Raw genomic sequence first — 25455 nt, 5'->3', positions numbered from 1 at the left:
GGCCCCGGGAGGGGGTCCGAGTCGTCGTACGGCCAGCGGCAGCGCACGTACCCCCGCGGGAGTATGTGGCGGTCCCGCGGCTGCTCCCGTTGGCCGGCCAACATTCCCGGGTTCTGTACCTACTGGTATGTACAGTGAGCTGCATGAGCACCCGGGATCGTCTGATCGAAGCCACCCAGGAGCTCCTGTGGGAGCGCGGCTATGTGGGCACGAGCCCGAAGGCCGTCCAGCAGCACGCGGGCGCGGGCCAAGGCAGCATGTACCACCACTTCACAGGCAAGCCCGACCTGGCGCTGGCGGCCATCCGTCGCACGGCCGCGGCGATGCGGGCCACCGCCGAACAGGTGCTGGGCGGCCGGGGATCGGCGTACGAGCGGATCTCCGCTTATCTTCTGTGCGAGCGTGACGTACTGCGCGGCTGCCCGGTCGGCCGGCTGACGATGGACTCGGATGTCATGGCCGCCGACGAGCTGCGCGCCCCGGTCGAGGAGACGATCGGCCGGTTGCGCGCACGGCTCGCCGAAATCGTCCAGGAGGGCCTGGACCAAGGCGAGTTCGACGGGGCGCTGGTGCCCGACGAGATCGCGGCAACCGTGGTCGCGACGGTGCAGGGCGGCTATGTGCTGGCCCGCGCCTCGGGCTCGACGGCGGCCTTCGAGGCGGGCGTCAGGGGACTGCTCTCCCTGCTGGCTCCACGAACCGGCTCCGCCTCCCCTGCCTGACCCTCTCTCACGCGCCGCTACTGCCTGAGGAGTACAACAGCCACCGCTCCAACCTCTGCGTGCCGGACGTGTGCCGGGTCAACCGCCTCTGATCCCGCCACATATACGCTGGTGCCAACGCTCGTCTGCGGGTGAGGATGCCGCCATGGACAACACGCATCTCACACACATCACGGCTCCGGAGGGCGTCACCCCGGGAGTCGGGTACACCCACGTCGTCACCGGCTCCGGCCGACTCGTCGCCGTGTCCGGGCAGGTGGCACTCGACGCGAACGGCCACGTCGTGGGAGCGGGTGATGCCGCCGCGCAGGCACGGCAGGTGTTCGAGAACCTGCGTCGTTGTCTGGCGGCCGCCGGTGCGTCCTTCGACGACGTCGTCAAGCTCACCTACTACGTGACCGACATCGCCCATCTGCCCGCCGTCCGCACGGTGCGCGACGCGTACATCGACTCCGAACACCTGCCCGCAAGCTCCGCCGTCCAGGTCGCTGCGCTGTTCCGCCCCGAACTGCTGCTGGAGATCGAGGCGTTCGCTCTCGTCCCCGAGGCCGCACGGTAGCGGCGCCGGAGCTCGGCCGCCGGTTCAGGCGAGTGCGGTCAGCGGATCGTCGAGGACGGGCTGCCAAGCCAGTTCCGCAGCGCCCACGAGGCTGTTGTGGTCGAGGGTGCACGGCAGGATCGGCACGCTGCCGCTGCGGCCCCAGAGGCTGCGGTCGGCGACCACCGCGCGCAGTCGCTCCGGGTCTGCGTCGAGCAGTGCACGGTGCAGCCCGCCGAGGATGATGCGGTCCGGGTTGAGGATGTTGACCAGGCCGGCCAGACCGAGGCCGAGCCGGTCGATGAGCTCCTCGGCCGCGTTCCGTACCGCCACGTCCTCGTACTCGGTGCGCAGCAGGTCACTCGCCTGCTTGAGCAGGGATTCCTCGGGGCCCGGTTCCCTGCGGGCGGCGGTCAGGAAGGCGAGCGGGTCGGTTTCGACGTCGAGGCAGCCGCGCCCGCCGCAGTGGCAGGGACGCCCTTCCGGGTTCACGGTGAGATGACCGACCTCCAGGGCCAGACCCGAACTGCCGCTGTGCAGGCGGCCGTCCAGGACAAGAGCACCGCCGACGCCGCGGTGGCCCGTGGCCACGCAGAGCAGGTGCTGGGCCCCGCGGCCGGCACCGTGCCGGTGTTCGGCGAGCGCGGCGAGGTTGACGTCGTTGCCGGTGAACGCGGGGCCGGGGATGCCCGCTTCCCGTACGCACGTGGCGAAGATCTGGCGGACCGGAGCGCCTGCCGGCCAGGCGATGTGCAGCGGGTTGAGCGCGGTGCCCTCCGGTTCGGCCACGGCGGAGGGGACGGCGAGTCCCGCGCCGACGCAGCGCAGTCCGCTGTCGTGCAGCAACCGGGCACACGCGTCGACGACTTCGCCCACGACCTGTGCCGGGTCCGATGTGACCGTGACACAGCCGGGGGCGGTGGCGACGAGCCGCCCACCGAGCCCGACCAGCGCGGCGCGGAACCCGTCGGCATGCACCTGTGCGGCGATGGCGACCGGACCGGACTCCCGGACGGCCAGCCGGTGCGAGGGGCGGCCCTGTGAGCCCGCTGCGGAACCGGGGCTTGAGTCGACGCGGATGAGGCCGAGTGCCTCCAGCTCCGCGGCGACCGCGCCGGCGGTCGCGCGGGTGACGCCGAGCTCGGAGGTGAGCACGGCGCGGGTGGGCGCGCGTCCGGTGTGGACCAGCTCCAGCGCGGGCCCGAGCGCGCTCCGGCCCCTCTCCAACTTCGTCCGGGTGGTGGTCGCCTTGCCGTTCATGGGGCCGAGTCTCCCATGATCCGGAGCCGCTGCCGACGCCCCGGTGGCCGACTTCTGCCCGCTTCGGTCACGGAGGCCGCCCTGCGCAGCCGGGTCGGATGCCGCTGCCCACTCCGGCAGGAGACCGTCTTGCGTCTGTTGTCCGTGGGCCCCTATGCTGAGTTTGTGCCGCAACTAAACAAACTGCGGACGGCCCTACCGGGGGGACCGGGCAAAGACACCGCCCCACCCTCGTCAGCCCGCCTCCGTACCGCACTGACCGTGTTCTTCGCCCTCGACGGCTTCCTCTTCGCCGGCTGGGTGGTCCGCATCCCGGCCATCAAGCACCAGACCGGCGCCTCCGCCTCCACCCTCGGCCTCGCACTGCTCGGCGTCTCCGCCGGGGCGGTCATCACCATGATGCTCGCCGGCGGACTCTGCCGACGATTCGGCAGCCACCCCGTGACCGTGGTGTGCGGAGTGCTCCTCTCACTCGCCATCGCCCTGCCCGCGCAGACGCATTCGGCGCTCGCACTCGGTTCGGTGCTGCTGGTCTTCGGCGCGGCGTACGGCGCGATGAACGTGGCGATCAACAGCGCAGCGGTCGATCTCGTCGCCGGCCTGCGGCGCCCCGTGATGCCCAGCTTCCACGCCGCGTTCAGCCTCGGCGGCATGCTCGGAGCCGGCCTCGGCGGACTGGTCGCCGGCGGACTCTCCCCCGCCACCCATCTCTTCATCCTCACCGGGGTCGGACTGCTCGTCACGGCCGCCGCCGGACCGACCCTGCTGCGGCACCGGGCTCCCCGGACCGTATCCGTGGCCGACCGCACCGAGGAGCCACGCCGGATGACCGGGCGCGCCCGCAAGGTGGTGCTGCTGTTCGGCGTGATCGCGCTCTGCACCGCGTACGGGGAAGGCGCACTGGCCGACTGGAGCGCGCTCCACCTGGAACAGGACCTGCATGCCCGCCCGGGCATCGCCGCAGCGGGATACTCCCTGTTCGCCCTGGCCATGACCGCGGGCCGGCTCACCGGCACCATGCTGCTGGAACGACTCGGGCAGACCCGCACGCTCGTCGCGGGCGGCGCCACCGGTGCGGCCGGCATGCTCCTCGGCTCGCTCGCCCCGACGACCTGGCTCGCCCTGCTCGGCTTCGCCGTCGCCGGTCTCGGGCTGGCCAACATCTTCCCCGTCGCCGTCGGCCGGGCCGGCGAGCTGGCCGGTCCGAGCGGAGTGGCCGCCGCGTCGACGATCGGCTACGGCGGGATGCTGCTGGGGCCGCCCGCGATCGGGTTCCTGGCCGACTGGTTCTCGCTGCCCGTCGCTCTGACGACGGTGGCGGTGCTGGCGGGCGCGGCATCCGTGCTGGGCCATGCGGCTCGCCATGCGGTGACCCGCGCCTGATCGACGTACGCACGTCTCACGTACCGATGCCCGATTGAGTAGGTGTACTCAGGCAGGTGCCGCTCCCCGGTCGCACCATGGAAGTGTCAACCGTCTACGGGGAGCAGGCCATGAACAAGCCGGTCATGAACAAGCAGCACCTCCGCGCGCTCGCACGACTGACCTTCGGCAACCCCGCCTCGCTGATCTACCTCGGCGTGGTTCTGGCGACAGCGGTGTTCGTCGCCGTGGACACCCTCTTCGTCCCGCACGAGGACGCGTCGTTCGCGGGCGTGTGGCTGTTCCTGCTCGCGGCGCCGACAGTGTTCGTGTTCTTCGTCGGCAGCACGCTGTGGGGGGCGGACGCCGCCGGTCCGGCCTGGTTCCTCTATCTCGCCCTCGTCGTGTCCGTCCTGGTGCAGGCGCTCGCCCTCGGTTGGTTCGTCAGGCTGGTGCACCGTGGCGGCCGGTCCCGTTCCACCCACCCCCAGGGCGCCTGAGTCGCTGTCACAATCTCGACCATGGAAAGCATGGAGACGACGGAAATCGCCGACCACATCAGGTCGCTCGCCGGCGCGGGACACCTGCTGGCCGCCGCGGCGGAACAGGCAGGGCCCGGCGCACCGGTGCCGACCTGTCCCGGCTGGCAGGTACGCGATCTGCTCCGGCACACCGGCATGGTGCACCGCTGGGCGACCGCGTATGTCATCGAGGGCCACACCGCGTACCACCCCGACGGCGGGGAGCCCGATCTGGACGGGGGCGCGCTGCTCGACTGGTTCCGCGAGGGGCACGGCGGGCTGGTGGCCGCATTGGCAGGCGCCCCCGCCGATCTGGAGTGCTGGACGTTTCTTCCCGCGCCGTCCTCGCTTGCGTTCTGGGCCCGACGGCAGGCGCACGAAACAACGATTCACCGGGTGGACGCCGAGTCCGCGCGCGGCGGTCCCCTGTCACCGGTGGCGGCCGGTCTTGCGCTGGACGGCATCGACGAGCTGCTGCGCGGGTTCCACGCCCGCCCGAAGAGCCGGGTGCGCACCGACGTCCCGCGTACGCTGCGGGTGCGCGCCGCGGACACGGACGCCGCATGGACCGTGCGCCTCTCGGCGGAGCCGCCGCAGGCCGTCCGCACCACGGAGGCAGGTGAGCCCGAAGACGGTTCCGCGGACTGCGAGTTGAACGGAACAGCCGAGGACCTTTATCTCACGCTCTGGAACCGGAAGCCGCTCACGACGGTAGCGGTATCGGGCGACCAAGGGCTCGCACGCCTGTGGTGCGAGAACTCCGGGATCACCTGGTCCTGACCGGCGTACGGACAGCCGCGGACCGCCCCCGCCGTGGTCCGCACCGCACTCAGCCGGTCGCGCCGTTCAGCATCCGGGCGAGCACCGAGCGCTGCAACGGCTTCACTTCGGCATGGCGCGCCCGACCCTTCGCCGTCAGCTCGACCCGGACGCCTCGGCGATCCTCGCTGCACATCCCGCGGCAGACGAGATCATCCTTCTCCAGCCGCGCGACCAGGCGCGACAGCGCACTCTGGCTGAGGTGGACCCGGGACGCCAGCTCCTGTACACGATAGGCGGCGCCGCCGTCCTCCGACGCACCCTCCGCGAGGACGTCGAGCACCTCGAAGTCACTGGCGCCGAGGCCGTACCGATGCAGCTCGCGATCGAGTTCGCACAACGTCCTGGCGTGCAGCGCGAGGATGTCCCGCCATTCGTCGACGAGCACGTGCTCGGGCTTGTTCGCGGCCATGTCCGCACGTTAGCAGAGAAAAGGTCGATTGTTGCATCGGAATTAAATGCACTTGCATTCAATGCATGTACATGTACTGTCCTCGCCATGACCACTCCGCTCAACGTCCCTGATTCCCATGCGCGCTGGAGCCCGCGGCTGTGGGGCACCCTGCTCGTGCTCTGCGCCGCGATGTTCCTGGACGCGCTCGACGTCTCCATGGTCGGCGTCGCTCTGCCGTCCATCGCCGACGATCTCGGTCTGACCACCTCGACCCTGCAGTGGATCGTCAGCGGCTACATCCTCGGCTACGGCGGACTGCTGCTCCTCGGAGGACGTGCGGCCGACCTCCTCGGCCGGCGCCAGGTCTTCCTGATCGCCCTCGGCGTCTTCGCCCTCGCCTCGCTGCTCGGTGGATTCGTCGACTCCGGACCTCTCCTGATCGCCAGCCGCTTCATCAAGGGTCTGAGCGCCGCATTCACCGCACCGGCCGGGCTCTCCATCATCACCACGACCTTCAAGGAGGGACCGCAGCGCAACCGCGCCCTGTCCATCTACACCACCTGCGCGGCCACCGGCTTCTCGATGGGCCTGGTGCTGTCGGGGCTCCTCACCCAGCTGTCCTGGCGCTGGACCATGCTGCTGCCCGCCCCCATCGCACTGCTCGCACTGGTCGCGGGTCTGAAGCTGATCCCGCACAGCGACCGCGAGAACACCCACGGCGGGTACGACCTGCCGGGCGCCGTCACCGGCACGGCCTCCATGCTCCTGCTGGTATTCACCGTCGTGCAGGCCCCTGAGGCCGGCTGGGCGTCCGCCCGCACGCTGCTTTCGTTCCTCGCCGTCGCCGTCCTGCTCTCCGTCTTCGTCGCCATCGAACGGCGTACCGCGAACCCGCTGATCCGGCTCGGCGTACTCCGTTCCGGCAGCCAGGTCAGGGCCCAGCTCGGCGCGGCAGCGTTCTTCGGCAGCTATGTCGGCTTCCAGTTCCTGGTCACCCAGTACATGCAGTCGCTCCTCGGCTGGTCCGCCCTTGAGACCGCGCTGGCCTTCCTGCCCGCCGGTGTGCTGGTCGCACTGTCGTCCACGAAGATCGGCGATGTCGTGGACCGGTTCGGGACGCCGCGCGTGATCGCCGCCGGTTTCACCTTCCTCGTCGTGGGCTACGCGCTCTTCCTGCGGATCACCCTCGCTCCGTCGTACGCGGCGGTCATCCTGCCGTCCATGCTGCTGCTCGGGGCGGCGTGCGCGCTGACCTTCCCGTCGCTCAACATCCAGGCCACCAACGGAGTGGACGACGAGGAGCAGGGCATGGTCTCCGGTCTTCTGAACACCTCGATCCAGGTCGGCGGGGCGATCTTCCTGGCCGTCGTCACCGCGGTGATCACGGCGCACGGCAGCGGCGACGGCTCCCCCCAGGCGGTCCTCGACAGCTACCGCCCCGGCCTGCTGGTGGTGACGGTGATCGCGTTCATCGGACTGCTGATCACCCTGACCGGCCTGCGCCGCAGCCGACCCGCTCAGCACACGGTGCTGGTCGCCTCGTCCGCCGGCGACCGGGCGGCCGCGGAGGCGGCAGCCGCCGAGAAGGTGGCGGTCCGGGACTGACCGGCCGGTCCGCCGCCCCGATGACCGACCGGCGCGGGGAAACAGGGCGGTGGGCGGCGAGGCATCCTTGCCCGCAGCCCACCGCCCCTGTGACACTTCCGACATGGGGCGACGAAGTCAGGAAGACCGGGACGCAATGACCGTCGAGATCGTCTTCGCCCTGGTCAGCGGGGCCGCTCTGGCCGCGGCCGCGTTCATCGCCGTCGCCGCGACCACCGTCTTCCTCGATCTGTCGCGCGCGGCGGAGCGAGTGGTGCTCCTGAGCGGGGCCGTCGTCTCGGCCGTCGTCTTCGTCGCCCGCCTCGTCGATGTGCTGTGGGGATTCCCCCGCCACAGGCGCGATCGCCCGATGGTCACGCGCCGCCCGCAGGCTCCGTCTCAGCCGAGCCAGCCGGGACGCACGAGGCCCGACTCGTAGGCGAGCACCACCAGTTGGGCCCGGTCGCGTGCGCCCAGCTTCACCATGGCGCGACTGACATGGGTCTTGGCGGTGAGCGGGCTGACGACCAGCCGGCGGGCGATCTCCTCGTTGGACAGACCGATGCCGACCAGCGCCATCACTTCCCTTTCCCGTTCGGTCAGTTCACCCAGACCGGCCGCGGCCGCGGGCTCCTTGGAACGGGCCGCGAACTCGGCGATCAGGCGGCGCGTCACCCCCGGCGAGAGCAGGGCGTCACCGGCCACCACGGCCCGTACCGCCCGCAGAAGCTCCTCCGGTTCGGTGTCCTTGACCAGAAAACCCGAGGCGCCGGACCGGATCGCCTCGAAGACGTACTCGTCGAGCTCGAAGGTGGTGAGCATGACCACCTTGACGTCGTCCAGCTCCGGGTCGCCGGTGATGGTGCGGGTCGCGGCGAGACCGTCGAGATGCGGCATGCGGATGTCCATCAGCACGGTATCCGGGCGCAGTTCGCGCACCAGCCGCACGGCTTCCGCCCCGTCGGCGGCCTCGCCCGCCACCTCGATGTCCGGCTGGGCGTCCAACAGGGCGCGAAATCCTGCGCGGACCAGCAGCTGGTCATCGGCGAGCAGTACGCGGATCACGGTCTCTCCTCCGTCGTGTCGTGCACAGTGTCCATGGTCGACGCGGAGTCCATGCTCGACGCCGGGTCCCCGTCCGACGCCGAGTGCAGGGGAAGCTCGGCCCGTACCCGGAAACCGCCGTCGGTCCGGGGGCCCGCCTCGATGGTGCCGCCCAGTGCGGCGGCCCGCTCCCGCATGCCGGCCAGCCCGTTGCCGCTGCCGCCCGCCTCGCTGCCGGTGGCGGGGCCGTCGTCGTCGATACGGAGCCGTACGCGGCCGGTCCCGTAGCCGATCCGGATCCGTGCGGTGCGCGAGCCCGAATGCCGCACGACGTTCGTCAGCGCCTCCTGCACTATCCGGAAGGCGGCCAGATCCGTACCGGGCGGGACGGCGCCGCGTACGCCTTCCGTCTCCACCGTGACGGCCAGTCCGGCGCTCGCCGCCTGGTCGACGAGCTCGGGCAGCCGGTCGAGTCCGGGGGCCGGGGCCCTGGGGGCGTCCCCCGGGGTACGGAGTGTGTCGAGGACCTGACGGACCTCGCCGAGCGCCTCCTTGCTGGCCGCCTTGATCGTGGTGAGGGCGTTCCGGGCCTGCTCCGGGTCGGAGTCGAGCAGCGCGAGTCCGACGCCTGCCTGGACATTGATGACGGAGATGCTGTGGGCGAGCACGTCATGGAGCTCCCGGGCCATCCGGAGCCGCTCCTCGTCGGCCCGTCGCTTCTCGGCGGCCGCCCGTTGGGCACGCTGGGTGGCCCACTGCTCGCGGCGTACGCGTACGAACTCCGCTGCCGCGACGATCGCCACCACCCAGGCGGCGACGCCCAGTTCCTGCCCCCAGGGCGCAGCCGAGTCGCCGCTCGGCGGCAGCCAGCGGTAGAGCCAGTGCGTCATCAGCAGGTGGCCCAGCCACACCATTCCCACGGCCGTCCAGGCCGCCCGCCGGTGCCCCGCAACAACCGCGCTGAAGCAGCCGACGGCGACCGCGAGGAAAACCGGGCCGTACGGATACCCGGCGCCCAGATAGACCGTGGCCGCGGCCGCACTGACGAAGACCGCCAGGACGGGGTGGCGGTGGCGCAGCAGCAGCACGGCGACGGCGATGAAGAGCAGCGCCCGGGCGAAGAGGTCCAACGGGGCGCGCTCACCGAGCTGACCGCGGGCCGCGACGGAAGAGCCGATCATGACAAGGGCGCCGAGGAGGACGGTGGATGGCCAGGGCAGCCGGGCGGCGGACCGCTCGCGCATCCCCGTCAGCCAGCGCGGCGGCCCGTCGTGCCCCCAGGGTCCCCAAGGCCCCCGGGGGCCTCCTGGGGCCGCGTGCGCCCAGGGCTGCCGCTGCGGCGGTCCGCCCTGCGCCGAGGGGGGAGCGCCGCTTTCGTGTGAGCGCTGCTCTTCCATATCGGCAACGCTAGACCGCGGGCCTCGACGGCGGCGTCAGCCGGGCGTGGTGATCACACGTACTCCCCGTGGAGTACCCCGGCCGGCGCAGGCGAGATATCGAGCCGGGCCGACGGGCCGACAAACGGGCCGGCTCAGGCACCGGCGCTGTCGGTGGCTGTACGGTCGGCCCGGTCGTCGAGCAGTCCGACGTTACGGGCCAGGTCGGCGACCGCCTGCCGGAAGAAGGCCTCCCGAGCTTCGACGATCCGCTTGAACTGGCCGAAGATCTCGAAGGAGATCAGCCCGATGAGCTGCGACCAGGCGGCCACGAGAGCGGGGACGACCGCCGGAGGGAGATCGGGCGCGAGGTCGGCGGCCATCCGCTCGGCCTCGGGCCGCAGCTCGGGGGCGAGAGTCGGCACGGCGAGGCCGTCCGTGCGGTGGGCGTCCTCGACGATCCCGATGAGAACGAGGCCGATGCGGGAGGCGGGGCCGACGGTCGCCTGAGGTGCCGTGTAACCGGGCACGGGCGAGCCGTAGATCAGGGCGTATTCATGGGGGTGGGCGAGGGCCCACTCGCGTACGGCGCAGGCGACCGCGATCCAGCGGGCGAGATGGGCGGCGGGTACGGGTGGGACGTCGCACGAGGCCCGGTGAGCGGTCTCGGCGGCCTCGCCCACAGCGTCGTACGCATCGACGATCAGGGCCGTGAGCAGCTCGTCGCGGCTGGGGAAGTAGCGGTACAGCGCGGACGAGACCATGCCCAGCTCACGTGCGACGGCGCGCAGGGAGAGTTTCGCGGCGCCTTCGGCTGCGAGCTGCTTCCTCGCCTCGTCCTTGATGGCCGCGGTGACTTCGATACGGGCCCGTTCCCTGGCTCCTCGGATGGTGCTCATGGAGCTCAGTCTGCCACGAATTGGAGCACCGACCAACAAAGAGAGCAGCGCTCTTGCTTTTGAGCACCAACCCCGTGCACACTGATCTCGAACGAGAGCAGTGCTCACACTTTCCGACAAGGGGAATCTCATGTCCGTGCATGTTCAGAAGCCCGGCTGGTTCACGGTCAACGTCTTCAACCGCACCGTCGCCTGGATCACCCGGCGCGGCATCAGCGTCTGGGGATCGAGGGTCCTGGCCGTCCGCGGCCGCAGGAGCGGCGAGTGGCGCCGCACCCCGGTCAACCTCCTGACCGTGGACGGGCAGCAGTATCTCGTCGCGCCGCGCGGCCATGTCCAGTGGACGCACAACATGCGGGCTGCCGGCGGCGGTGAGCTCCACCTCGGCAAGAAAACCGACGTATTCACCGCCGTCGAGATCGCCGACGACGAGAAGCCGGACTTGCTGCGGGCCTACCTCAAGCGCTGGAAGGCGGAGGTAGGGGTGTTCTTCGGCGGCGTCGGCCCGGATTCGTCCGTCGAGGAGCTGCGCCGCATCGCCCCCGACCACCCCGTCTTCCGGATCACGATCACATCCTGACCCGGACGGGCACCGAACTGCCTGCGCCCATGTCGGGCAAGGGTCGACGGCCTCGACAGATCGCCCGTCGCAGACGTCGCGGCCGGGCCTGTGGCAACCACCGGGGATCGACGGGTTCGCCTCCGACGGGCGCAGCACTGCCCGTCGATGCATCAACCGACGCATGGGACGGCGAGGCCCGGGCCACCCGCCGGGACGGGACCGTCACCGTCCATCGGCCCGAACTCCGGCCCGCCGGCGTCCTGGTCCGGTCGGCAGGGTGAGCGCCGAGAAACGGGCTAACGATCCATCGCCGACAGGGCCCGCTGCGCCAGCGGGTGGGTACGGACCAGCTCGGCCAGCGAGGTCGTCCCGCGGGTGACCCCGGCGAACGCCTTCCAGGCCGGGCGGAACCCGGTCAGCACCGCATGCAGAATTCCCGGGCGGCGCTCGAACAGCTTCAGCATGCGCCGACCGACCCCCATCTCGACGCCCAGCCCGGCCTTGATGGCGAAGGCGTAGTTGAGCGCCTGGCGGCGGGCGTCCACTGCGTCGTGCGATTCCGCGATCCGGACCGCCCACTCACCGGCGAGCCGACCGGAACGCAGTGCGAACGAGATGCCTTCGCGGGTCCACGGCTCCAGCAGCCCCGCCGCGTCACCGCAGACGAGCACCCGCCCGCGCGACAGCGGCGAGTCGTCGCTGCGGCAGCGGGTGAGATGACCGGAGGAGATCTTCGGCTCGAACCCGGCGAGACCGAGCCGGGCGATGAAGTCCTCCAGATACCGCTTGGTCCCTGCGCCGTCACCGCGCGCCGAGATCACACCGACGGTCAGGGTGTCGCCCTTCGGGAACACCCACCCGTAACTGCCGGGCATCGGACCCCAGTCGATGAGCACCCTCCCGGCCCAGTCCTCCGCGACGGTGGCCGGGACCGGGATCTCCGACTCCAGGCCCAGGTCCACCTGGTCGAGCTTGACCCCGACATGGGCTCCTATGCGTCCCGCGCTGCCGTCGGCGCCGACGACCGCGCGGGCCAGGACGGTCTCGCCGCCGGCGAGCACCACGGCGACCGTGCGCCGGTCCGGGACCGAGGCGCCGTGCTGCTCGACCCGGGTCACCGATGCCCCGGTGCGGAGTTCGGCGCCCGCCTTCTGCGCCTCCTCGACCAGACCCGCGTCGAACTCGGGCCGGTTGATGAGCCCGAAGAGCATCCGCCTGGAGCGGCGGGTCCGCGCCAGCCTGCCGTTGAGCGAGAACGTCACCGCATGGATCCTGTCCTGCAAGGGCAGTTCGAATCCGGGTGGCAGCGCATCACGGGAGTAGCCGATGATGCCGCCGCCACAGGTCTTGTAGCGGGGCAGTTCCGCCTTCTCCAGCAGCAACACCCGCCGCCCGGCGACCGCCGCCGCATATGCCGCGGAGGCTCCGGCCGGTCCGGCGCCGACTACGACGACATCCCACACGGACGACTCTTCAAGCTCACGTCCGGCGTCTGCGTTCTCGCTGCTCACGATGTGCTTCTGCTCCCGATCCCGACCAGTGGCCCAAGCTGCTCACGGCATCCTACGGCGCCTTGCGACCGGTCCCCGCTGTGGGAGGATCGACCGTGCGTTCGCCATACATGCAGCGCCGCACACACGGCGTTCATGCAGACGGATTCGTACACATAACGTCGCACCCACGAGGAGCGTGCCCATGACCGCCCATCCGATTTCCGAGACCATTGCCTCGCTGATGCCCCGTGCCAAGGGGGAGCTGACCGAGCTGGTGGCCTTCCAGTCGGTGGCGGATCCCGCGCAGTTCCCGAAGAGCGAGTGCGAGGCGGCCGCAGCCTGGGTCGCCGACGCACTGCGCGCCGAGGACTTCCAGGACGTCGCCCTGCTCGACACCCCCGACGGCACCCAGTCGGTCTACGGCTTCCTGCCCGGCCCGGCCGGCGCCCCGACCGTACTGCTCTACGCGCACTACGACGTGCAGCCGCCGCTCGACGAGTCGGCCTGGATCTCCCCGCCGTTCGAGCTGACGGAGCGCGAGGGCCGCTGGTTCGGCCGCGGCGCGGCCGACTGCAAGGGCGGCTTCATCATGCATCTCCTCGCCCTGCGCGCTCTCAAGGCCAACGGCGGCGTCCCGGTCTCCGTCAAGGTGATTGCCGAGGGTTCCGAGGAGCAGGGCACCGGCGGCCTGGAGCGGTACGCCGAGGCGCACCCCGAGCTGCTGGCCGCCGACACCATCGTCATCGGCGACACCGGCAACTTCCGGGTCGGTCTGCCGACGGTCACCGCGACACTGCGCGGCATGACGATGCTGCGGGTCACCCTCGACACCCTCGAAGGGAACCTGCACTCCGGGCAGTTCGGCGGCGCAGCCCCCGACGCGCTGGCCGCAATGATCCAGCTGCTGGCGTCGCTGCGTGCCGAGGACGGCACCACGACCGTCGACGGGCTCACCACGGACGCCGAGTGGGACGGGCTGCAGTATCCGGAGTCCGACTTCCGCAAGGACGCGAAGGTCCTCGACGGTGTGGAGCTGATCGGCACGGGTACCGTCGCCGACCGCATCTGGGCGCGGCCCGCCGTCACCGTCATCGGGATCGACTGCCCGCCGGTGGTCGGCGCGACGCCGTCGCTGCAGGCGAGTGCGCGGGCGCAGATCAGCCTGCGGGTGCCGCCGGGCCAGGACGCGGCCGAGGCGACGAAGCTGCTGACCGCCCATCTGAAGGCGCACGCCCCGTGGGGGGCGAGGGTCTCGGTGGAGCAGGTCGGCCAGGGCCAGGCGTTCCGTGCGGACACCTCCAGCCCGGCGTACACGTCGATGGCGCAGGCCATGGAAGCCGCGTACCCCGGCGAGAAGATGCAGACGTCCGGGATGGGCGGCTCGATCCCGCTCTGCAACACCCTCGCCGCGCTCTACCCGGAGGCGGAGATCCTGCTGATCGGTCTGAGCGAGCCGGAGGCGCAGATCCACGCGGTGAACGAGAGCGTGTCGCCCGAGGAGCTGGAGCGGCTGTCGGTCGCCGAGGCACTGTTCCTGCAGAACTACGCGGAGTCCAAGCGCTCCTGACGTCGCGACACCTGTTCCGGGGCGGACGCACCTCTCGTACGCGGGGGGCACGGCCGCCCCGGAATCCGGATCCCGGCCCGCACGCGCACGGCCCGCGGTTCTTCCGGGCTACGCGCTGAGCGAAGCTCGCCCAGAGCGTAGAGCCGTGCGGCGGACGGACGGGTCTGCGTACGTTCGCCACATGGATCTCGTAGAGGTGCTCCCCCGGCTGCACATGTTCCGCTTCCCTGTCGGCCAGGCGTATCTCTGGCGCGACGGTGCGGACCTGACCCTGATCGATGCAGGCGCCATCGATGCGGCGACCGGCATCGAGGACGCCATGCACGGCCTGGGCCTGGACCCGGCCGGGATCAGCAGGATCGTCATCACCCACGGCCACCGCGACCATTACGGCGCCGCTCAGGAGCTCGCCGACCGGTACGGGGCCGACATCCTGGCCCACCGTCTCGACGCCCCGGCGATCCGTGGCGAGGAACGGGTCCCCGATCCCGTACTGCTCGACTGGGAACGTCCGCTGTACGAGCATGCGCTGACCGTGCCCGCGGCCCCGCCGACCCGGGTCGACCGTGAACTGACCGACGGCGACGAACTCCCCTTCGGCGGCGGGGCGCGCGTGGTCCACTCCCCCGGGCACACACCCGGGTCACTCGCCATCCATCTGCCGCACCATGATGTGCTGTTCACGGGCGACTGCGTGGCCGGGGTCGGTCAAGTGATGCTGGGTGTCTTCAACACGGACCGGGCCGAGGCACTGGCCTCGTTCCGGCGGCTGGCGGCGCTGGCCCCGTCCACGGTCTGCTTCGGGCACGGTGATCCCCTCACTGTCGACGCCGCGGCCGTGCTGCAGCTGTCAGCCGACCGGGACTCCGGCCTCCAGGTTGAGCACGGTTGACCGCTCGCGGGCCCGCAGCGCCCAGCGGAGCCGCTCGTACCGGTTCGGCGGCAGCATCGTTGCGGCCTCCGCCTCGGTGACGAACCGCCAGCCGCGCAGTTCGGAGCCGGGCAGCAACAGCCGTTCGGCGTCCTGGCAGTGCAGCAGCCCGCCGTCGAAGAGCAGCCTCAGCCCTCCGTACCCGGGCGGGTCCGGCGGCTCCCAGTCGACGACGAGGAGGCTCGGGATCCGGTCGAGCTGAATCCCTATCTCCTCGGCCACTTCCCGTATCCCGGCCTGTGCCGGTGCCTCGCCGGGCTCCACCACCCCGCCGGGAAATTCCCAGCCGGGCTTGTAGGTGGGGTCGACGAGCAGGACCCGGTCGTGTTCGTCGAAGAGCAGCACCCCGGCGGCGAGGGTCTCCGCGGTCGGCGCGGGCGTCTGCACGATCTCGCACACGCCGGCGGCCCCGGTGCGTACGGCGTCGGCGATGCGCTCGGCCGTCTCGGACGGGGTCAGCGCGCTGGTGTCGATGGTGTGCGCGTCCGCGGAGATCCAGCCGAGCGCTGTCCGGTAGGGCTCGATGTGGTCGTACGCCCACTGCCGTACCCGCTCGCCGGCTTCCGGGTCGTCCGGTACTTCCTCACGGTCGGCGATCCGCTGCCGCAGGATCGTTTCCTCAGATGAGAGCAGTACATGACGCACGGGAATGCGCCTGGAGGCGAACCCTCCGAATATCTCGTCGCGGTACTCCTGTCGCAGCAGCGTCATCGGCACCACGAGCACCCCGGGCACCTCGGCGAGCAGAGCGGCAGCCGTGTCCACCACCAGCCGCCGCCAGATCGGCAGGTCCTGGTAGTCGGTCACCTCGGCAAGCCTCTTCTGGGGCAGTAGGTACCGCAGTTCCCCGCCGATCAGTTCGGGGTCGTAGAAGGTGCTGTTCGGGATCAGATCGATCAGTTCGCGCGCGGCGCTCGTCTTGCCCGCCCCGAACGCACCGTTGATCCAGACGATCACGGTTCCCCCTCTTCCGTAGCCCTCTGTGGCTTGCCCGCAACACCCTGCCGCGAAAACCCGGCTGTGGCGATGTTGTTGCACGAAAGCGAGTGCCGGACGCCCGTCGGCAGGCGTCCCACCGTACGAGTCGGGCGCGCGAGCGGCCGTAACGGGGACGGCGGGGCGTCGTTGGAGCCGACGAGGCAAGGGGGTGCACGGTGCAGCGCACAGTACTGGAGCGGTTTCCCGCGGGAGGTCCGCGAGGCAGCTGGCCTGCGGAGGAGTTCGCGGCTGCGCGCCGGGGCGAGGGTATGGCGGCCGAGGTCGTGATGGACCTGGAGGAGGACGCCTTCTTGGTGGTCGTACCGTCGCAGGCGGCGGACCGGGGCCGGTGACCCCGCCACGGCCTGCGGCCGGAATCCGGTCGTCGTGTCAGAGCCTGCCGGTGACCCTGACGGGGGAGACCCGCACGACAACCCGCTGACCGTCGTTCTTCGAGGCCGGATTGAACGTTGCGTAGTCCTGACCGGTGTACTTGTGCGCCAGCTCGTTCAACAGCTCGTGGGTGCTGTCGGGCGTGACGGTGGCGGTACCGCGGATCTCTGCATAGGTGTACGGGTTCTCGGGCGGGCTGATCAGCAGGGTGATGCGCGGGTCGCGGGCAGCATTCTTGCCCTGCAGCCGGTCCACGGTCGTGGAGAACAACAGGTCGTCTCCGTCGCGCGTGATCCAGACAACAGTCAGATGCGGCCGCCCGTCCGGCAGGACGGTGGCTACGGTGGCGAAGGCCTTCGAGTCGTCGAGGTACTTCTTCAAATCATCGGAGAGCTCGGCTGCCACAGTCGGAATCCTTCGTTCGAGGTCGAGGTCCGGGGTCGTGGGCGCTTCGGCACCCCGGGAGTTCATCGGGGTCAACTCCCGTCACCGCAACAGAAATTCCGGCGGCGACCCGTTCACGCGTCGATGCGCAGGTGTCTCGCGACGACCTCGGACGGCTGGTGGACACGCTCCGGGCGAAGCCGACCACGTGCACCTGCTGGTGCACTACCCGCCGAAGGTCGCCCTGCCGAAGCTGATCAACTCACTCGAGGGAAGCCTGACCGCACCATTCGCCCCCGGACCGGTGATCACAAACATCTGGTCAGGCAGGTACCTCGAGGACCCCCGCCGCCGACCAAGGGCCATCGGCCGAAGGACGGGGCAACCGGACCACGGCCCTTACCCCTGATCCTCGGGGACCACACATCCGGACCAGCCAGATGCGCGCACACCGGCATCACGCGCCACCCTGGAACCATGTCGACTCCACCGATCATCGTTCACGCCCCCACACCGTCCGGCGCCAGGCTCGTGACCGTCCATATCAACGGTCGCGACGAACAGCTCGGGCTGGCGCACAGCGACCGCGACATCATTGTGTTTCTCGCCGACGCCGGCATGGCGGACCCTGAGCGGGCCCTCGACACCCCCGCCCTGGTGGAATGGCAGGGCGCCGCAGCGCACCAGTACGAGGCGACCTGATTCAGGGCGTGTCTCCCCGCCAGTCCCACTTCAGTGAATCGTCCGCCCGCGGCCCGTACTCCGACCTGCCACCCGGGCCGTGCATGCCGATCTCGGTGATCAATGCGGCCCCGTCGGCGAGTGCCACCTCCGACCAGCCCGTCACGTCGAGGAGCAGCCCGTCGAGCGGGCCGCCGACCAGCTCGCGGTATGCACGCCCGGGCTGCGGGCCCGGATCAGGATCGTCGTGGTCGGCGCCGTACACCCGCCGTCGCATGATTTCGTCCATGCAGGCAGCATCGCAGCCGCCACTGACATGGCCCACGCCTCACGGCACTGCGCCGCTCCGGACCCACGTGGACGGATCGCCTTCCTGATGCTGCCGTGGGCCGGCTTCCGCAGTGCCCGCGTTCCCGCCGCGCCACGAAGCCGCGATCGGCGGCGCCTCGCCGGGGCTCCTGACGCCCGCGGCAGGTCGGGTTTCCGGTGTCGAGAAGAAATCCCTCGTGGCCTTCGGTTGCCTCGCCGAAGGGAATCCATGTCGGCGTCCACCAGCCGGGGTCGTCGTTCTCCTGGGCGATACTGAGGCCCCGCGCAGTGGCGCGGTCCTGTGCGGTCAGGTCCCGGGTCTCCAGGCATGCGGATCCAAGGTCCTTCTCGACATGACATCACCTGAGAGGAAGCGCAAGCTAGGAGAGGCAGACCGGGTGGCACCTTGGCGGCCAATCAGGCGCAGAGAACTGGGCATTGGGCTCCTTGCCAGGGGCTTTGCCACTCTGAACCAGTGCCGGTCCGAGGAGTGAATCATGACTGCCAGACGCCTGCTTGCTCGGCTCAGCCCAGCGCTCGTTGTCGCCACTCTCGCGTTCTCGCCGGCGGCTGTCGCCGCCCAGGTCTCAGCCGTGCCGAGTTCTGCAGCACTGGAAGCCGCACGCTATCCAAACCAGGACGGCTACCAGCAGGGTTACCGAGACGGTTACCGAGACGGCTTCAGAACCGGGTATACGGACGGTAGGGACAGCTGCCGGGTTGAGACAGCCCTACAGCTGCATCAGCAGCAACTACGGCTGTTCCCCAACTTCCGCACCCAGGGCTACGCGGATGGCTACAACAGTGGATACACCAGTGGCTTCAGCCGGGCCGAGGATCGGTACTGCTAGGGCGTGTGTCGGAAGTCCCGCCGTCCGCCCGAAGGGCGGGCCCGGCGGCGTCTGGTGCGTGCGATCGCAAGGCGGAGGGTCGTCCTCGTACGGGACGTACTCGGGCGAGCCCGACAACGCAGCGAGCGTGCGTGCCAGGCGTCGCCGGGCAGGCGGGACTTCCGACACACGCCCTAGCACATCCGCTTGTGGGGCACCGTTCAGGTCCCCCAGCCCGCCGACCCGATCGGGTCGCTGCCCCTGCCAGTCGGAGCGTCAGTTACTGAGGGCCAACCTGATACCGAAGATACCGATGACGGTGCCGGTGATTCGGTCCAGCAGGCGGCGGGCCTGGGGCGTGCGGAGCCAGCCGTGCAGGATGCGAGCGAAGCCGATGAGGACGGCGGACCAGAGCAGACCGATGAGGATGTGCACGGTGGTGAGCAGGAGGCCCATGGTGAAGTGGCCGGTGCCTGGGGGGATGAACTGGGGCAGGACAGCGACGTAGAAGGCGCCCATTTTCGGGTTCAGGAGGTTGGTGAGCGTTCCCTGCCGCCAGCCGCCGCCGACCGAGTCCGCGCCGGCGGCCAGAACGGAATCGTCCATGCCCGGTGTAGGCAGACCCCGGAAGGTGTCCCGGAGCATGCGTGCCCCCATCCAGATCAGGTAGACGGCGCCGATCCAGCGCAACGCGGTGTAGGCGAGGTGAGAGGCCGTGAGGAGCGCGGTCACTCCGAGGGAGGTGAACGCACCCCACACCAGGGTGCCGGTCTGGATTCCGAGGACGACGCCCCAGGCTCTCCTGCGCCGGCCAAGGGCCGACGTGCGCAAGATCAGCGCCGTGTCGAGGCCAGGAGTCAGAGTGAGGAGCCCTACGACTAGGGCGAAGGACCACAGGGCAGTGCTTATTGCCATGGAATGCCAGCCTACCCCGGCAGATCGCCTGCCTTCTTGGCGGGTCCGGTGGATCTTGCGCCGTTCGGCTTCTACTCCTGAGAGACAGGCTCTAGGCCATCGCGTAGAGCTGGGTGATGGCATCGACCAGGTCGCCCAGGCCGTTGGGGTGGTGGTCGTGCCACCATGCGAGTCTGACGGGGATGCGGGGGCCGTCCTTGATGGGCCGGTACGTCACTCCAGGGCGCAGGTGATGGTGCGCGGTCGCCTCGGCTGTGGTTCCCACGCCGCGCCCGGCGGCGATGGCGTCGAGCCAGCTGTCGACATCGGTGGATTCGATGAACTGGGGTGAATGGTCGGCGCCGTTCCACAGCTGGCTGCTGGTGGTCCCGACCCGCGGATCGATGATCACGGTGCGGTCGGCGATCTCGGCCATGCTCAGTCGGCGCCGGCGCGACCACTGCGGGTCGTCGGAGGCGAAGGCGACCAGCCGGCGTTCCAGCCCTACCACGAGCGAGTCGAATCGCTTCTCATCGACTGGTCTTCGCACGATCGCCACATCGCACAGGCCCTCGGCCAGGCCTGCGGTGGGCGAGTTGTGCCGGACCAGCTCCAGCTCGATGGCATCGTGGCGCTGAGCCCAGTCCCTTTGCAGGCGCGCGGTGTGCCGCCCGAGAGCCGCCCACGCATATCCCAGCCGCAGGACGCCGTGGCGCGAGGTCAGGAACTCGGTGAACCTCTCAGCCTCGGACAGCACCCTCCGCGCATGAGGCAGGACCTGTTGTCCGGTAATGGTGAGCTCGCACCCTCGCGGCACCCGCCGCAAGAGCCTGTCCCCGACGGTCTTCTCCAGGCCCGCGATCGTGCGCGAGACCGCCGCCTGCGAGACGTACAACTGCGCGGCGGCATCGGTGAACGACCCCGCTTCGGCGGCAGTGACGAAGAACCGCAGCTCTCGAAGACTCCAATCCATAACCCAAGCGTATGGCAAGGCCGCAACATGCAATAGGTTATGCAGCTCCGTGATCCCACCATGGGCGTATGGACACTCTTGAGACCACGGATCGCATGCACAACGCACCGGCCGGCGGCGAGCAGCTCTCTGCTGCGACGGCGACCTCGCGTCAGCGTGGTGCCGGCATCGTGATGATGCTCACCAGCTCGGCGTCGAACCAGACCGGCGCCGCCCTGGGTGCGTTGGCGTTCCCGGCGATCGGTCCGGTCGGCGTGGTCGCGGTCCGTCAATTCGTCACCGCAATCGTCCTGACGCCGATCGTGCGCCCGAACCTCCGTGGCCTGCGCAAGGACCAGTGGTGGCCGATCCTCGGTCTGGTGGTCGTGTTCAGTGTGATGAACCTCAGCCTGTATGCCGCGATCGACCGAATCGGGCTCGGCCTGGCCGTCACCCTGGAGTTCCTCGGCCCGCTCACCGTCGCCATCGCAAGCTCACGACGTGTGCTCGACATCGCCTGTGCCGTCCTGGCCGGTGCCGGCGTGCTGGTGCTGACCAACCCCGGCCCCACTGCCGACATCATCGGCATCACCCTGGCACTGCTCGCCGCGACGGCGTGGGGCTCCTACATCCTGCTCAACCGCACCCTCGGCCAGCGTCTTCCCGGCCTGCAAGGAACCGCCGTGGCCGGCCTCGTCACCGCCGCCGCCTGGACCCCGATCGCCGTGACCTGGTTCGCCTTCCACGCCCCCACCGCCGCAGCAATCGCCCTCTCTGTCGCCTGCGGACTGATGTCCTCGATCGTGCCCTACGTCACCGACCTGCTCGCCCTGCGCCGAGTACCCGCCCGGATGTTCGGCACCTTCGCCAGCATCAACCCCGTCTGGGCGGCCCTGGCCGGCTGGGGCCTGCTCCGCCAAGCCCTCGACCTCAACGAATGGATCGGCATCGGGATGATCGTCATCAGCAACGTCGTGGTCTCCGCACAGGGATTCACCTCGTCCAAGGAACGGGTGCGAGCTGCGGCGCTCCGGGACATCGCGGACTGACCGTGGCTGACAGCGGCCCGGCGGGCCGCGGGGCGTGGGGCGTGGGGCGTTTCGCCACCAGCATGTGGCCGGGGCCCCGTAAATCGGGGCCCGGCCGACGAGTCGCACGACCATGGCATGGGCGTACAGGCCGTCGTCGCCGGGCGGGGCGGGCTGTGCCGGGTGACAGGTGTGGTGGGTGTCGACGCCGATCTCATCGCCGTCGCGCGGCCCGCCCTCAAACCTGAGTGTGATCACCCGGTTCAACGGCGGGCCGCGGGCGGAGATAACTGATCAGCTCTTCTTCGCGGGGCTTTCGACACCGATCCACTTGAGTCGCCTGCCGCGGTTGTTCGCCTCGATCGAGAGCGGCTGCGTCAGCGGTGTTCCGCTCTCGATGGCTTTCTGTACGAAGTCGCCGAGCTCCCCGAGGGTCAGTTCCTGTCCGTTCCTGGCGGGCTCTTGGGATATCCATGTGGGTGGCATGAACCGATCCTTCCCCAGGTGCGGCCGGGAATCACCAGCACCTGCCGGGCGACCCCGCCGAGTCGGGGGGAGGTGCGCGGCGGGGCGCTTCTGTGGCGCTCGGGTGCGGTGTGCCCAGGTCGGACCTATCCCTTGCTCGATCCCAAGGTGAGCCCCGCAATGAAGTGCCGCTGCAGCAGCAGGAAGACCACGAGCGTCGGCAGGGCGACGATCACCGAGCCCGCGGCGAGGAGGTTGTAGTCCGTGAAGAACTGCCCGCGCAGGTTGTTGAGGGCGGAGGTGATCGGCAGCTTGTCGCCGTCGGAGACGAAGACCAGGGCCCAGAGGAAGTCGTTGTACATCCAGGTGAACTGCAGCGTGCCGAGCGCGGCGAGGGCCGGGCGGCACAGCGGCAGCGTGATCCGCCAGTACTGCGTCCAGACGCCCGCGCCGTCGACGATGGCGGCTTCCAGGATCTCCTGCGGCAGGGTGCGCATGAAGTTGGCGAGGACGAAGACGCAGAAGCCGATCTGGAAGCCGATCTGGACGACGACGACGGCCCAGTACGAGTCGTACATCGTCATCGAGTCGGACATCCAGTACGGCAGCGGGATGCGGTTGAACACCACGTACAGCGGAGTCACGATCACCTGCTGGGGCAGCAGGTTCCCGGCCGTGAAGAGCATCAGCAGCACGATCCCGCCGCGCATCTTCAGCCGGGCCAGGGCGAAGGCCACGAACGAGGCGAGGAAGAGGGTGACGAGCACTCCCGGAACGGCGATGATCATGGTGTTGACGAAGTACTTCGTCATCCCGGAGTCGGCAAACGCCTGCCGGTAGTAGTCGAACGACAGATGCCTCGGCAGCGAGAAGTAACCGTACTCGGAGGTCTCGTCGTACGGTCGCAGCGAGGCGTACACCGCCAGCAGCAGCGGCGCGAGGAAGGCGAGCGAGACCGCCATCAGGAAGGCGTGCACGCCGAGCCGGCCCGGGCGGAGGCCGCGGCGCACCGCAGCGGGTGGCGGGGGCGCGGGCTGTGCGGCGGGGCGGGCGGGGGCGGTGTCGACGGTCATCGGTTCTTCTCCCCTCGGAGCTCCTGGACCAGGTACGTCACGACGAATCCGAGGGAAACGGTGAGCAGGACCACGGCGATGGCGGATCCGAAGCCGACGCGGCTCGCCTCGCCGATGATGTTGTCGGTGACGAGCACCGAGAGAAGTTCGAGTCCGTTGCGGCCGTGGTTGACGGCGTACACGATGTCGAAGGCGCGCAGGGACTCGATGACGGTGATGACGCCGACGATGACGTTGACCGGCCGCAGCGTGGGGAAGACGATGCGGAAGAAGGTCTGGGCCTCGTTGGCCCCGTCGATGGCGGCCGCTTCTTTCAGCGAGGGGTCGACGGCCTTGAGCCCGGCCAGGTAGAGGATCATCACATAGCCGGTGTGCCGCCACGCCGCGGCGAGCAGGACCATCCAGATGTTGAGGTCCGGGTCGCCGAGCCAGTCGGTCGGCGACCGGGTGTCCCCGATGATCGCGTTGAGGGCCCCCTGGTCGCGGGAGAAGATCAGCTGCGCGATGAAGCCGACCACGGCGAGCGACAGCACGACCGGCATGTACAGCGTCGACTGGTAGAAGCGGCTGAACCGCACGCCCCGGTCGATGAGTACGGCGAGGAACAGCCCGAACGGCGCGGCGACGAGCCCGAGGAAGGCCAGCCAGAGCAGGTTGTGCCGGGCGGCGGGCCAGAACTGCGGGTAATTGGTGAAGAGGTTCACGTAATTCTGCGTACCGACCCAGTTGATGTCGCCGATGCCGTCCCAGCTGGTGAAGGAGAGCACGATCGAGGCGAGGGTCGGGCCCCACACGATGGCGATGTCGAGCAGGACGGGTATGCCGAGCAGCAGACCGATGACGGCGAGGTCGCGGCCGGAGAATCGCCGCGGGCCCCGCCGTTCGGTGCGCCGCTCCGAGAGGAACGACACGGTCGGTACTCCAGATTCAGTCGGAGGCGAAGATGGTCTTCTTCTGCCGCTCGATGTCGTTGACCAGGCCGTCCACATCGTTCGGGTTGCTGATGAACTTCTGGATGGCGGGAATCATGACGGTCGAGGCGAAGTCCGGCCGGGTGTCGCGGTCCAGGAACTGGGAGATCTGCTTGGCACCGGAGACGAGTTCCACGGCCTTCTTCTGCAGCGCCGAGTACTGGGAGATGTCCGCCTGATCGTTGACCGCGATGTTGTTGGGGTCGCTCTTGAGGTAGATGTCCTCGGCCTTGCCGGTGGCCAGCCACTTCACGAGGTCCTTGGCGCTCTCCAGCGTCTTCTTGTTCTTGAGGTTCTTCGACTTCTTCGCCAGCAGGAACCCGTCGATCGGCGCCTCGACGGCGTCCTGGCCGTGCTCCGGGTTGATGACCGGGAACGGGAAGAAGTCGATGTCCTCCTGTTCGCCCTTGGGGAACTGGGCGCCGGGGTGCGGCAGCCCGAAGACCGCCATGCCGGCTTCCTTCTTCTGCAGGCTGGTTGCGGCCTCCTGCCAGGTGCGGCCGTTGGCACCCTGCTGGCAGTACGGAAGGAGGCGGCGCCAGGTGTCGAAGACGTCCTTGACGCGCTTGTCCGTCCAGGCTTCCTCGCCGGCCATCAGGCTCTTGTGGAAGTCATAGCCGTTGGTCCGCATGTTGATGTAGTCGAAGGTGCCCATCGCGGGCCAGCCGTCCTTGTCGCAGAACGCGATGGGGTCGAGCTTGTCCTTCTTCATCTGCTTGGCGAGCGCCACGTACTCGTCGAGGGTCGTGGGCGCCTGGTAGCCGCGGTCGGCGAAGAGACTCTTCCGGTGGAAGACGGCCCACGGGTAGTAGTAGTACGGCGTGAGGTACTGCTTGCCGTCCTCACCGGTGGACTGGGCCTTCAGCGCGGACGAAAACCCTTCGTAGTGCTGCCAGTTGTCGCTGATGTCGTGCAGCAGTCCCTTCTTGGCGAAGAACTGCATCCGGTAGCCGGCGAACCACATGAACACGTCGTCCGGATTGCCTTGCAGGTATTTGTTGATGTTCTCCTGGAAGGTGTTGTGGTCAACGGTGTTGACCACGATCTTCCGTCCTCCGGACTGCGCCTCGTATGCCTTGAACGCGTCGGCGAAAGCCTTCTTGGGAATGGGGTCGGACGAATTCGACCCCAGATGGATCGTCTTGCCGTCACCACCGGGGCCACTGCTGCATGCCGTGAGCAGCGAGGGAAGCGTGATCGCGCCCGCGCCAACTGCTGCACCACGCAGCAGATTTCGCCGAGACATCCGATGTCCTGCCACACTGCCGGGCACGCTTGACCTGTCGTACGACGAGTGCGCCATGACCCCCTCCTCCGGGATGCAACCCAACACAACCGAACGTGCGATTGGATCCCACCCCCAAGTAGGGGTGTCGTCAAGGGTTTTGACGAGATACCGAACAACCTTTACCGCACCCCTTCCAA

The 25455-nt window shown here is 69.5% G+C and carries 28 protein-coding genes and 1 pseudogene; 14 read left to right on the top strand and 15 right to left on the bottom strand.

From position 1 onward, the window contains the following. Positions 1–143 precede the first annotated feature (143 nt). Positions 144–722 carry a TetR/AcrR family transcriptional regulator gene (locus ACFU8W_RS22455; protein ID WP_384039885.1) on the top strand — a complete coding sequence of 193 codons (579 nt, stop codon included), beginning with the start codon at positions 144–146 and terminating at the stop codon, positions 720–722. Between the two features lie 145 nt (positions 723–867). Then, positions 868–1281, top strand: a complete 414-nt coding sequence (locus tag ACFU8W_RS22450) for a RidA family protein (RefSeq protein ID WP_345510725.1) — start codon at positions 868–870, stop codon at positions 1279–1281. Between the two features lie 24 nt (positions 1282–1305). On the opposite strand, the gene ACFU8W_RS22445 is transcribed toward ACFU8W_RS22450, so the two are convergent. Then, positions 1306–2520 (bottom strand): ROK family protein, encoded by a 1215-nt coding sequence (locus ACFU8W_RS22445; protein WP_384039881.1) that lies wholly within the window; start codon positions 2518–2520, stop codon positions 1306–1308. A gap of 165 nt (positions 2521–2685) precedes the next feature. On the opposite strand from ACFU8W_RS22445, the gene ACFU8W_RS22440 reads away from it, so the two are divergent. The 3 genes from ACFU8W_RS22440 (at position 2686) to ACFU8W_RS22430 (ending at position 5183) form a co-directional block, all read left to right on the top strand. Beyond that, complete coding sequence (locus tag ACFU8W_RS22440; RefSeq protein WP_384039878.1) at positions 2686–3903, top strand: MFS transporter; 1218 nt, start codon at positions 2686–2688, stop codon at positions 3901–3903. A gap of 110 nt (positions 3904–4013) precedes the next feature. Continuing rightward, positions 4014–4382, top strand: a complete 369-nt coding sequence (locus ACFU8W_RS22435) for an SCO4225 family membrane protein (RefSeq protein WP_345510990.1) — start codon at positions 4014–4016, stop codon at positions 4380–4382. Between the two features lie 30 nt (positions 4383–4412). Next, positions 4413–5183 carry a maleylpyruvate isomerase family mycothiol-dependent enzyme gene (locus ACFU8W_RS22430; protein WP_384039875.1) on the top strand — a complete coding sequence of 257 codons (771 nt, stop codon included), beginning with the start codon at positions 4413–4415 and terminating at the stop codon, positions 5181–5183. A 49-nt stretch (positions 5184–5232) separates the two neighbouring features. On the opposite strand, the gene ACFU8W_RS22425 is transcribed toward ACFU8W_RS22430, so the two are convergent. Beyond that, a complete protein-coding gene (locus ACFU8W_RS22425; protein ID WP_384039872.1) occupies positions 5233–5634 on the bottom strand; it encodes a MarR family winged helix-turn-helix transcriptional regulator in 402 nt (133 codons plus the stop codon). 87 nt (positions 5635–5721) lie between these two features. Here ACFU8W_RS22425 and ACFU8W_RS22420 point away from each other — a divergent pair, with 87 nt between their 5' ends. Beyond that, positions 5722–7221, top strand: coding sequence for an MFS transporter (locus tag ACFU8W_RS22420; RefSeq protein WP_384039869.1), 1500 nt, complete (start codon positions 5722–5724; stop codon positions 7219–7221). A gap of 103 nt (positions 7222–7324) precedes the next feature. Then, positions 7325–7639: a DUF6332 family protein gene (locus tag ACFU8W_RS22415; RefSeq protein ID WP_384039866.1), complete on the top strand. Its 315-nt coding sequence runs from the start codon at positions 7325–7327 to the stop codon at positions 7637–7639. On the opposite strand, the gene ACFU8W_RS22410 is transcribed toward ACFU8W_RS22415, so the two are convergent. From ACFU8W_RS22410 to ACFU8W_RS22400, 3 genes are all read right to left on the bottom strand, one after another. Further along, positions 7600–8265 (bottom strand): response regulator, encoded by a 666-nt coding sequence (locus tag ACFU8W_RS22410; protein ID WP_384039864.1) that lies wholly within the window; start codon positions 8263–8265, stop codon positions 7600–7602. The two genes, ACFU8W_RS22415 and ACFU8W_RS22410, sit on opposite strands and share 40 nt — an antisense overlap. Then, positions 8262–9641 (bottom strand): sensor histidine kinase, encoded by a 1380-nt coding sequence (locus ACFU8W_RS22405; protein ID WP_384039861.1) that lies wholly within the window; start codon positions 9639–9641, stop codon positions 8262–8264. The genes ACFU8W_RS22410 and ACFU8W_RS22405 overlap by 4 nt, the downstream gene beginning before the upstream one ends. Before the next feature lie 134 nt (positions 9642–9775). Further along, positions 9776–10519, bottom strand: coding sequence for a TetR/AcrR family transcriptional regulator (locus ACFU8W_RS22400; protein WP_384039858.1), 744 nt, complete (start codon positions 10517–10519; stop codon positions 9776–9778). 130 nt (positions 10520–10649) lie between these two features. Here ACFU8W_RS22400 and ACFU8W_RS22395 point away from each other — a divergent pair, with 130 nt between their 5' ends. Next, positions 10650–11099: a nitroreductase family deazaflavin-dependent oxidoreductase gene (locus tag ACFU8W_RS22395; protein WP_384039855.1), complete on the top strand. Its 450-nt coding sequence runs from the start codon at positions 10650–10652 to the stop codon at positions 11097–11099. A gap of 278 nt (positions 11100–11377) precedes the next feature. On the opposite strand, the gene ACFU8W_RS22390 is transcribed toward ACFU8W_RS22395, so the two are convergent. Next, positions 11378–12592, bottom strand: a complete 1215-nt coding sequence (locus tag ACFU8W_RS22390) for a geranylgeranyl reductase family protein (RefSeq protein ID WP_327247867.1) — start codon at positions 12590–12592, stop codon at positions 11378–11380. 184 nt (positions 12593–12776) lie between these two features. On the opposite strand from ACFU8W_RS22390, the gene ACFU8W_RS22385 reads away from it, so the two are divergent. Together ACFU8W_RS22385 and ACFU8W_RS22380 are read left to right on the top strand one after the other, a co-directional pair. Further along, positions 12777–14141, top strand: a complete 1365-nt coding sequence (locus tag ACFU8W_RS22385) for a dipeptidase (protein WP_384039852.1) — start codon at positions 12777–12779, stop codon at positions 14139–14141. Positions 14142–14322: 181 nt separating this feature from the next. Beyond that, positions 14323–15033, top strand: a complete 711-nt coding sequence (locus ACFU8W_RS22380; protein WP_384039850.1) for an MBL fold metallo-hydrolase — start codon at positions 14323–14325, stop codon at positions 15031–15033. Here the strand turns inward: ACFU8W_RS22380 and ACFU8W_RS22375 are convergent. After that, a complete protein-coding gene (locus ACFU8W_RS22375) occupies positions 14992–16029 on the bottom strand; it encodes an NUDIX domain-containing protein (RefSeq protein WP_384039847.1) in 1038 nt (345 codons plus the stop codon). The two genes, ACFU8W_RS22380 and ACFU8W_RS22375, sit on opposite strands and share 42 nt — an antisense overlap. A gap of 197 nt (positions 16030–16226) precedes the next feature. Here ACFU8W_RS22375 and ACFU8W_RS22370 point away from each other — a divergent pair, with 197 nt between their 5' ends. Continuing rightward, positions 16227–16403 carry a hypothetical protein gene (locus ACFU8W_RS22370; RefSeq protein WP_345510710.1) on the top strand — a complete coding sequence of 59 codons (177 nt, stop codon included), beginning with the start codon at positions 16227–16229 and terminating at the stop codon, positions 16401–16403. Between the two features lie 37 nt (positions 16404–16440). On the opposite strand, the gene ACFU8W_RS22365 is transcribed toward ACFU8W_RS22370, so the two are convergent. Then, positions 16441–16848: a PPOX class F420-dependent oxidoreductase gene (locus ACFU8W_RS22365; protein ID WP_384039844.1), complete on the bottom strand. Its 408-nt coding sequence runs from the start codon at positions 16846–16848 to the stop codon at positions 16441–16443. A 172-nt stretch (positions 16849–17020) separates the two neighbouring features. Between ACFU8W_RS22365 and ACFU8W_RS22360 the strand changes: the two are divergent. Both ACFU8W_RS22360 and ACFU8W_RS22355 read left to right on the top strand, forming a co-directional pair. Then, positions 17021–17101, top strand: a pseudogene (locus tag ACFU8W_RS22360) (transposase); the annotation flags it as partial. Positions 17102–17304: 203 nt separating this feature from the next. Continuing rightward, on the top strand, positions 17305–17529 hold the full coding sequence (locus ACFU8W_RS22355; protein WP_266988743.1) for a hypothetical protein: 225 nt from the start codon (positions 17305–17307) through the stop codon (positions 17527–17529). 1 nt (position 17530) lies between these two features. Here ACFU8W_RS22355 and ACFU8W_RS22350 read toward each other — a convergent pair whose 3' ends face one another. From ACFU8W_RS22350 to ACFU8W_RS22340, 3 genes are all read right to left on the bottom strand, one after another. Then, on the bottom strand, positions 17531–17797 hold the full coding sequence (locus ACFU8W_RS22350) for a hypothetical protein (RefSeq protein ID WP_266988742.1): 267 nt from the start codon (positions 17795–17797) through the stop codon (positions 17531–17533). A gap of 1126 nt (positions 17798–18923) precedes the next feature. Next, positions 18924–19562 carry a LysE family translocator gene (locus tag ACFU8W_RS22345; protein WP_384039841.1) on the bottom strand — a complete coding sequence of 213 codons (639 nt, stop codon included), beginning with the start codon at positions 19560–19562 and terminating at the stop codon, positions 18924–18926. A 91-nt stretch (positions 19563–19653) separates the two neighbouring features. Then, the gene (locus ACFU8W_RS22340) at positions 19654–20514 is read right to left on the bottom strand and encodes a LysR family transcriptional regulator (protein WP_384039838.1); all 861 of its coding nucleotides are present in this window, start codon (positions 20512–20514) and stop codon (positions 19654–19656) included. Between the two features lie 68 nt (positions 20515–20582). Here ACFU8W_RS22340 and ACFU8W_RS22335 point away from each other — a divergent pair, with 68 nt between their 5' ends. Then, on the top strand, positions 20583–21542 hold the full coding sequence (locus tag ACFU8W_RS22335; RefSeq protein ID WP_384039835.1) for a DMT family transporter: 960 nt from the start codon (positions 20583–20585) through the stop codon (positions 21540–21542). A 273-nt stretch (positions 21543–21815) separates the two neighbouring features. Here ACFU8W_RS22335 and ACFU8W_RS22330 read toward each other — a convergent pair whose 3' ends face one another. The 4 genes from ACFU8W_RS22330 to ACFU8W_RS22315 all read right to left on the bottom strand — a co-directional run bounded on the left by ACFU8W_RS22330 (position 21816) and on the right by ACFU8W_RS22315 (position 25276). Then, the gene (locus tag ACFU8W_RS22330; protein WP_327247859.1) at positions 21816–22007 is read right to left on the bottom strand and encodes a hypothetical protein; all 192 of its coding nucleotides are present in this window, start codon (positions 22005–22007) and stop codon (positions 21816–21818) included. 125 nt (positions 22008–22132) lie between these two features. After that, positions 22133–23059, bottom strand: coding sequence for a carbohydrate ABC transporter permease (locus ACFU8W_RS22325; RefSeq protein ID WP_384039832.1), 927 nt, complete (start codon positions 23057–23059; stop codon positions 22133–22135). Continuing rightward, positions 23056–23970 carry a carbohydrate ABC transporter permease gene (locus ACFU8W_RS22320; protein WP_266988736.1) on the bottom strand — a complete coding sequence of 305 codons (915 nt, stop codon included), beginning with the start codon at positions 23968–23970 and terminating at the stop codon, positions 23056–23058. The genes ACFU8W_RS22325 and ACFU8W_RS22320 overlap by 4 nt, the downstream gene beginning before the upstream one ends. A 16-nt stretch (positions 23971–23986) precedes the next feature. Beyond that, a complete protein-coding gene (locus tag ACFU8W_RS22315; protein WP_384039829.1) occupies positions 23987–25276 on the bottom strand; it encodes an ABC transporter substrate-binding protein in 1290 nt (429 codons plus the stop codon). Positions 25277–25455 lie beyond the last annotated feature (179 nt).

The sequence above is a fragment of the Streptomyces sp. NPDC057565 genome, assembly GCF_042801455.1.
Classification (GTDB): domain Bacteria; phylum Actinomycetota; class Actinomycetes; order Streptomycetales; family Streptomycetaceae; genus Streptomyces; species Streptomyces yanii.
The sequence above is the reverse complement of the archived record's forward strand: the minus strand, read 5'-3'. Positions and strand labels throughout refer to the sequence as shown.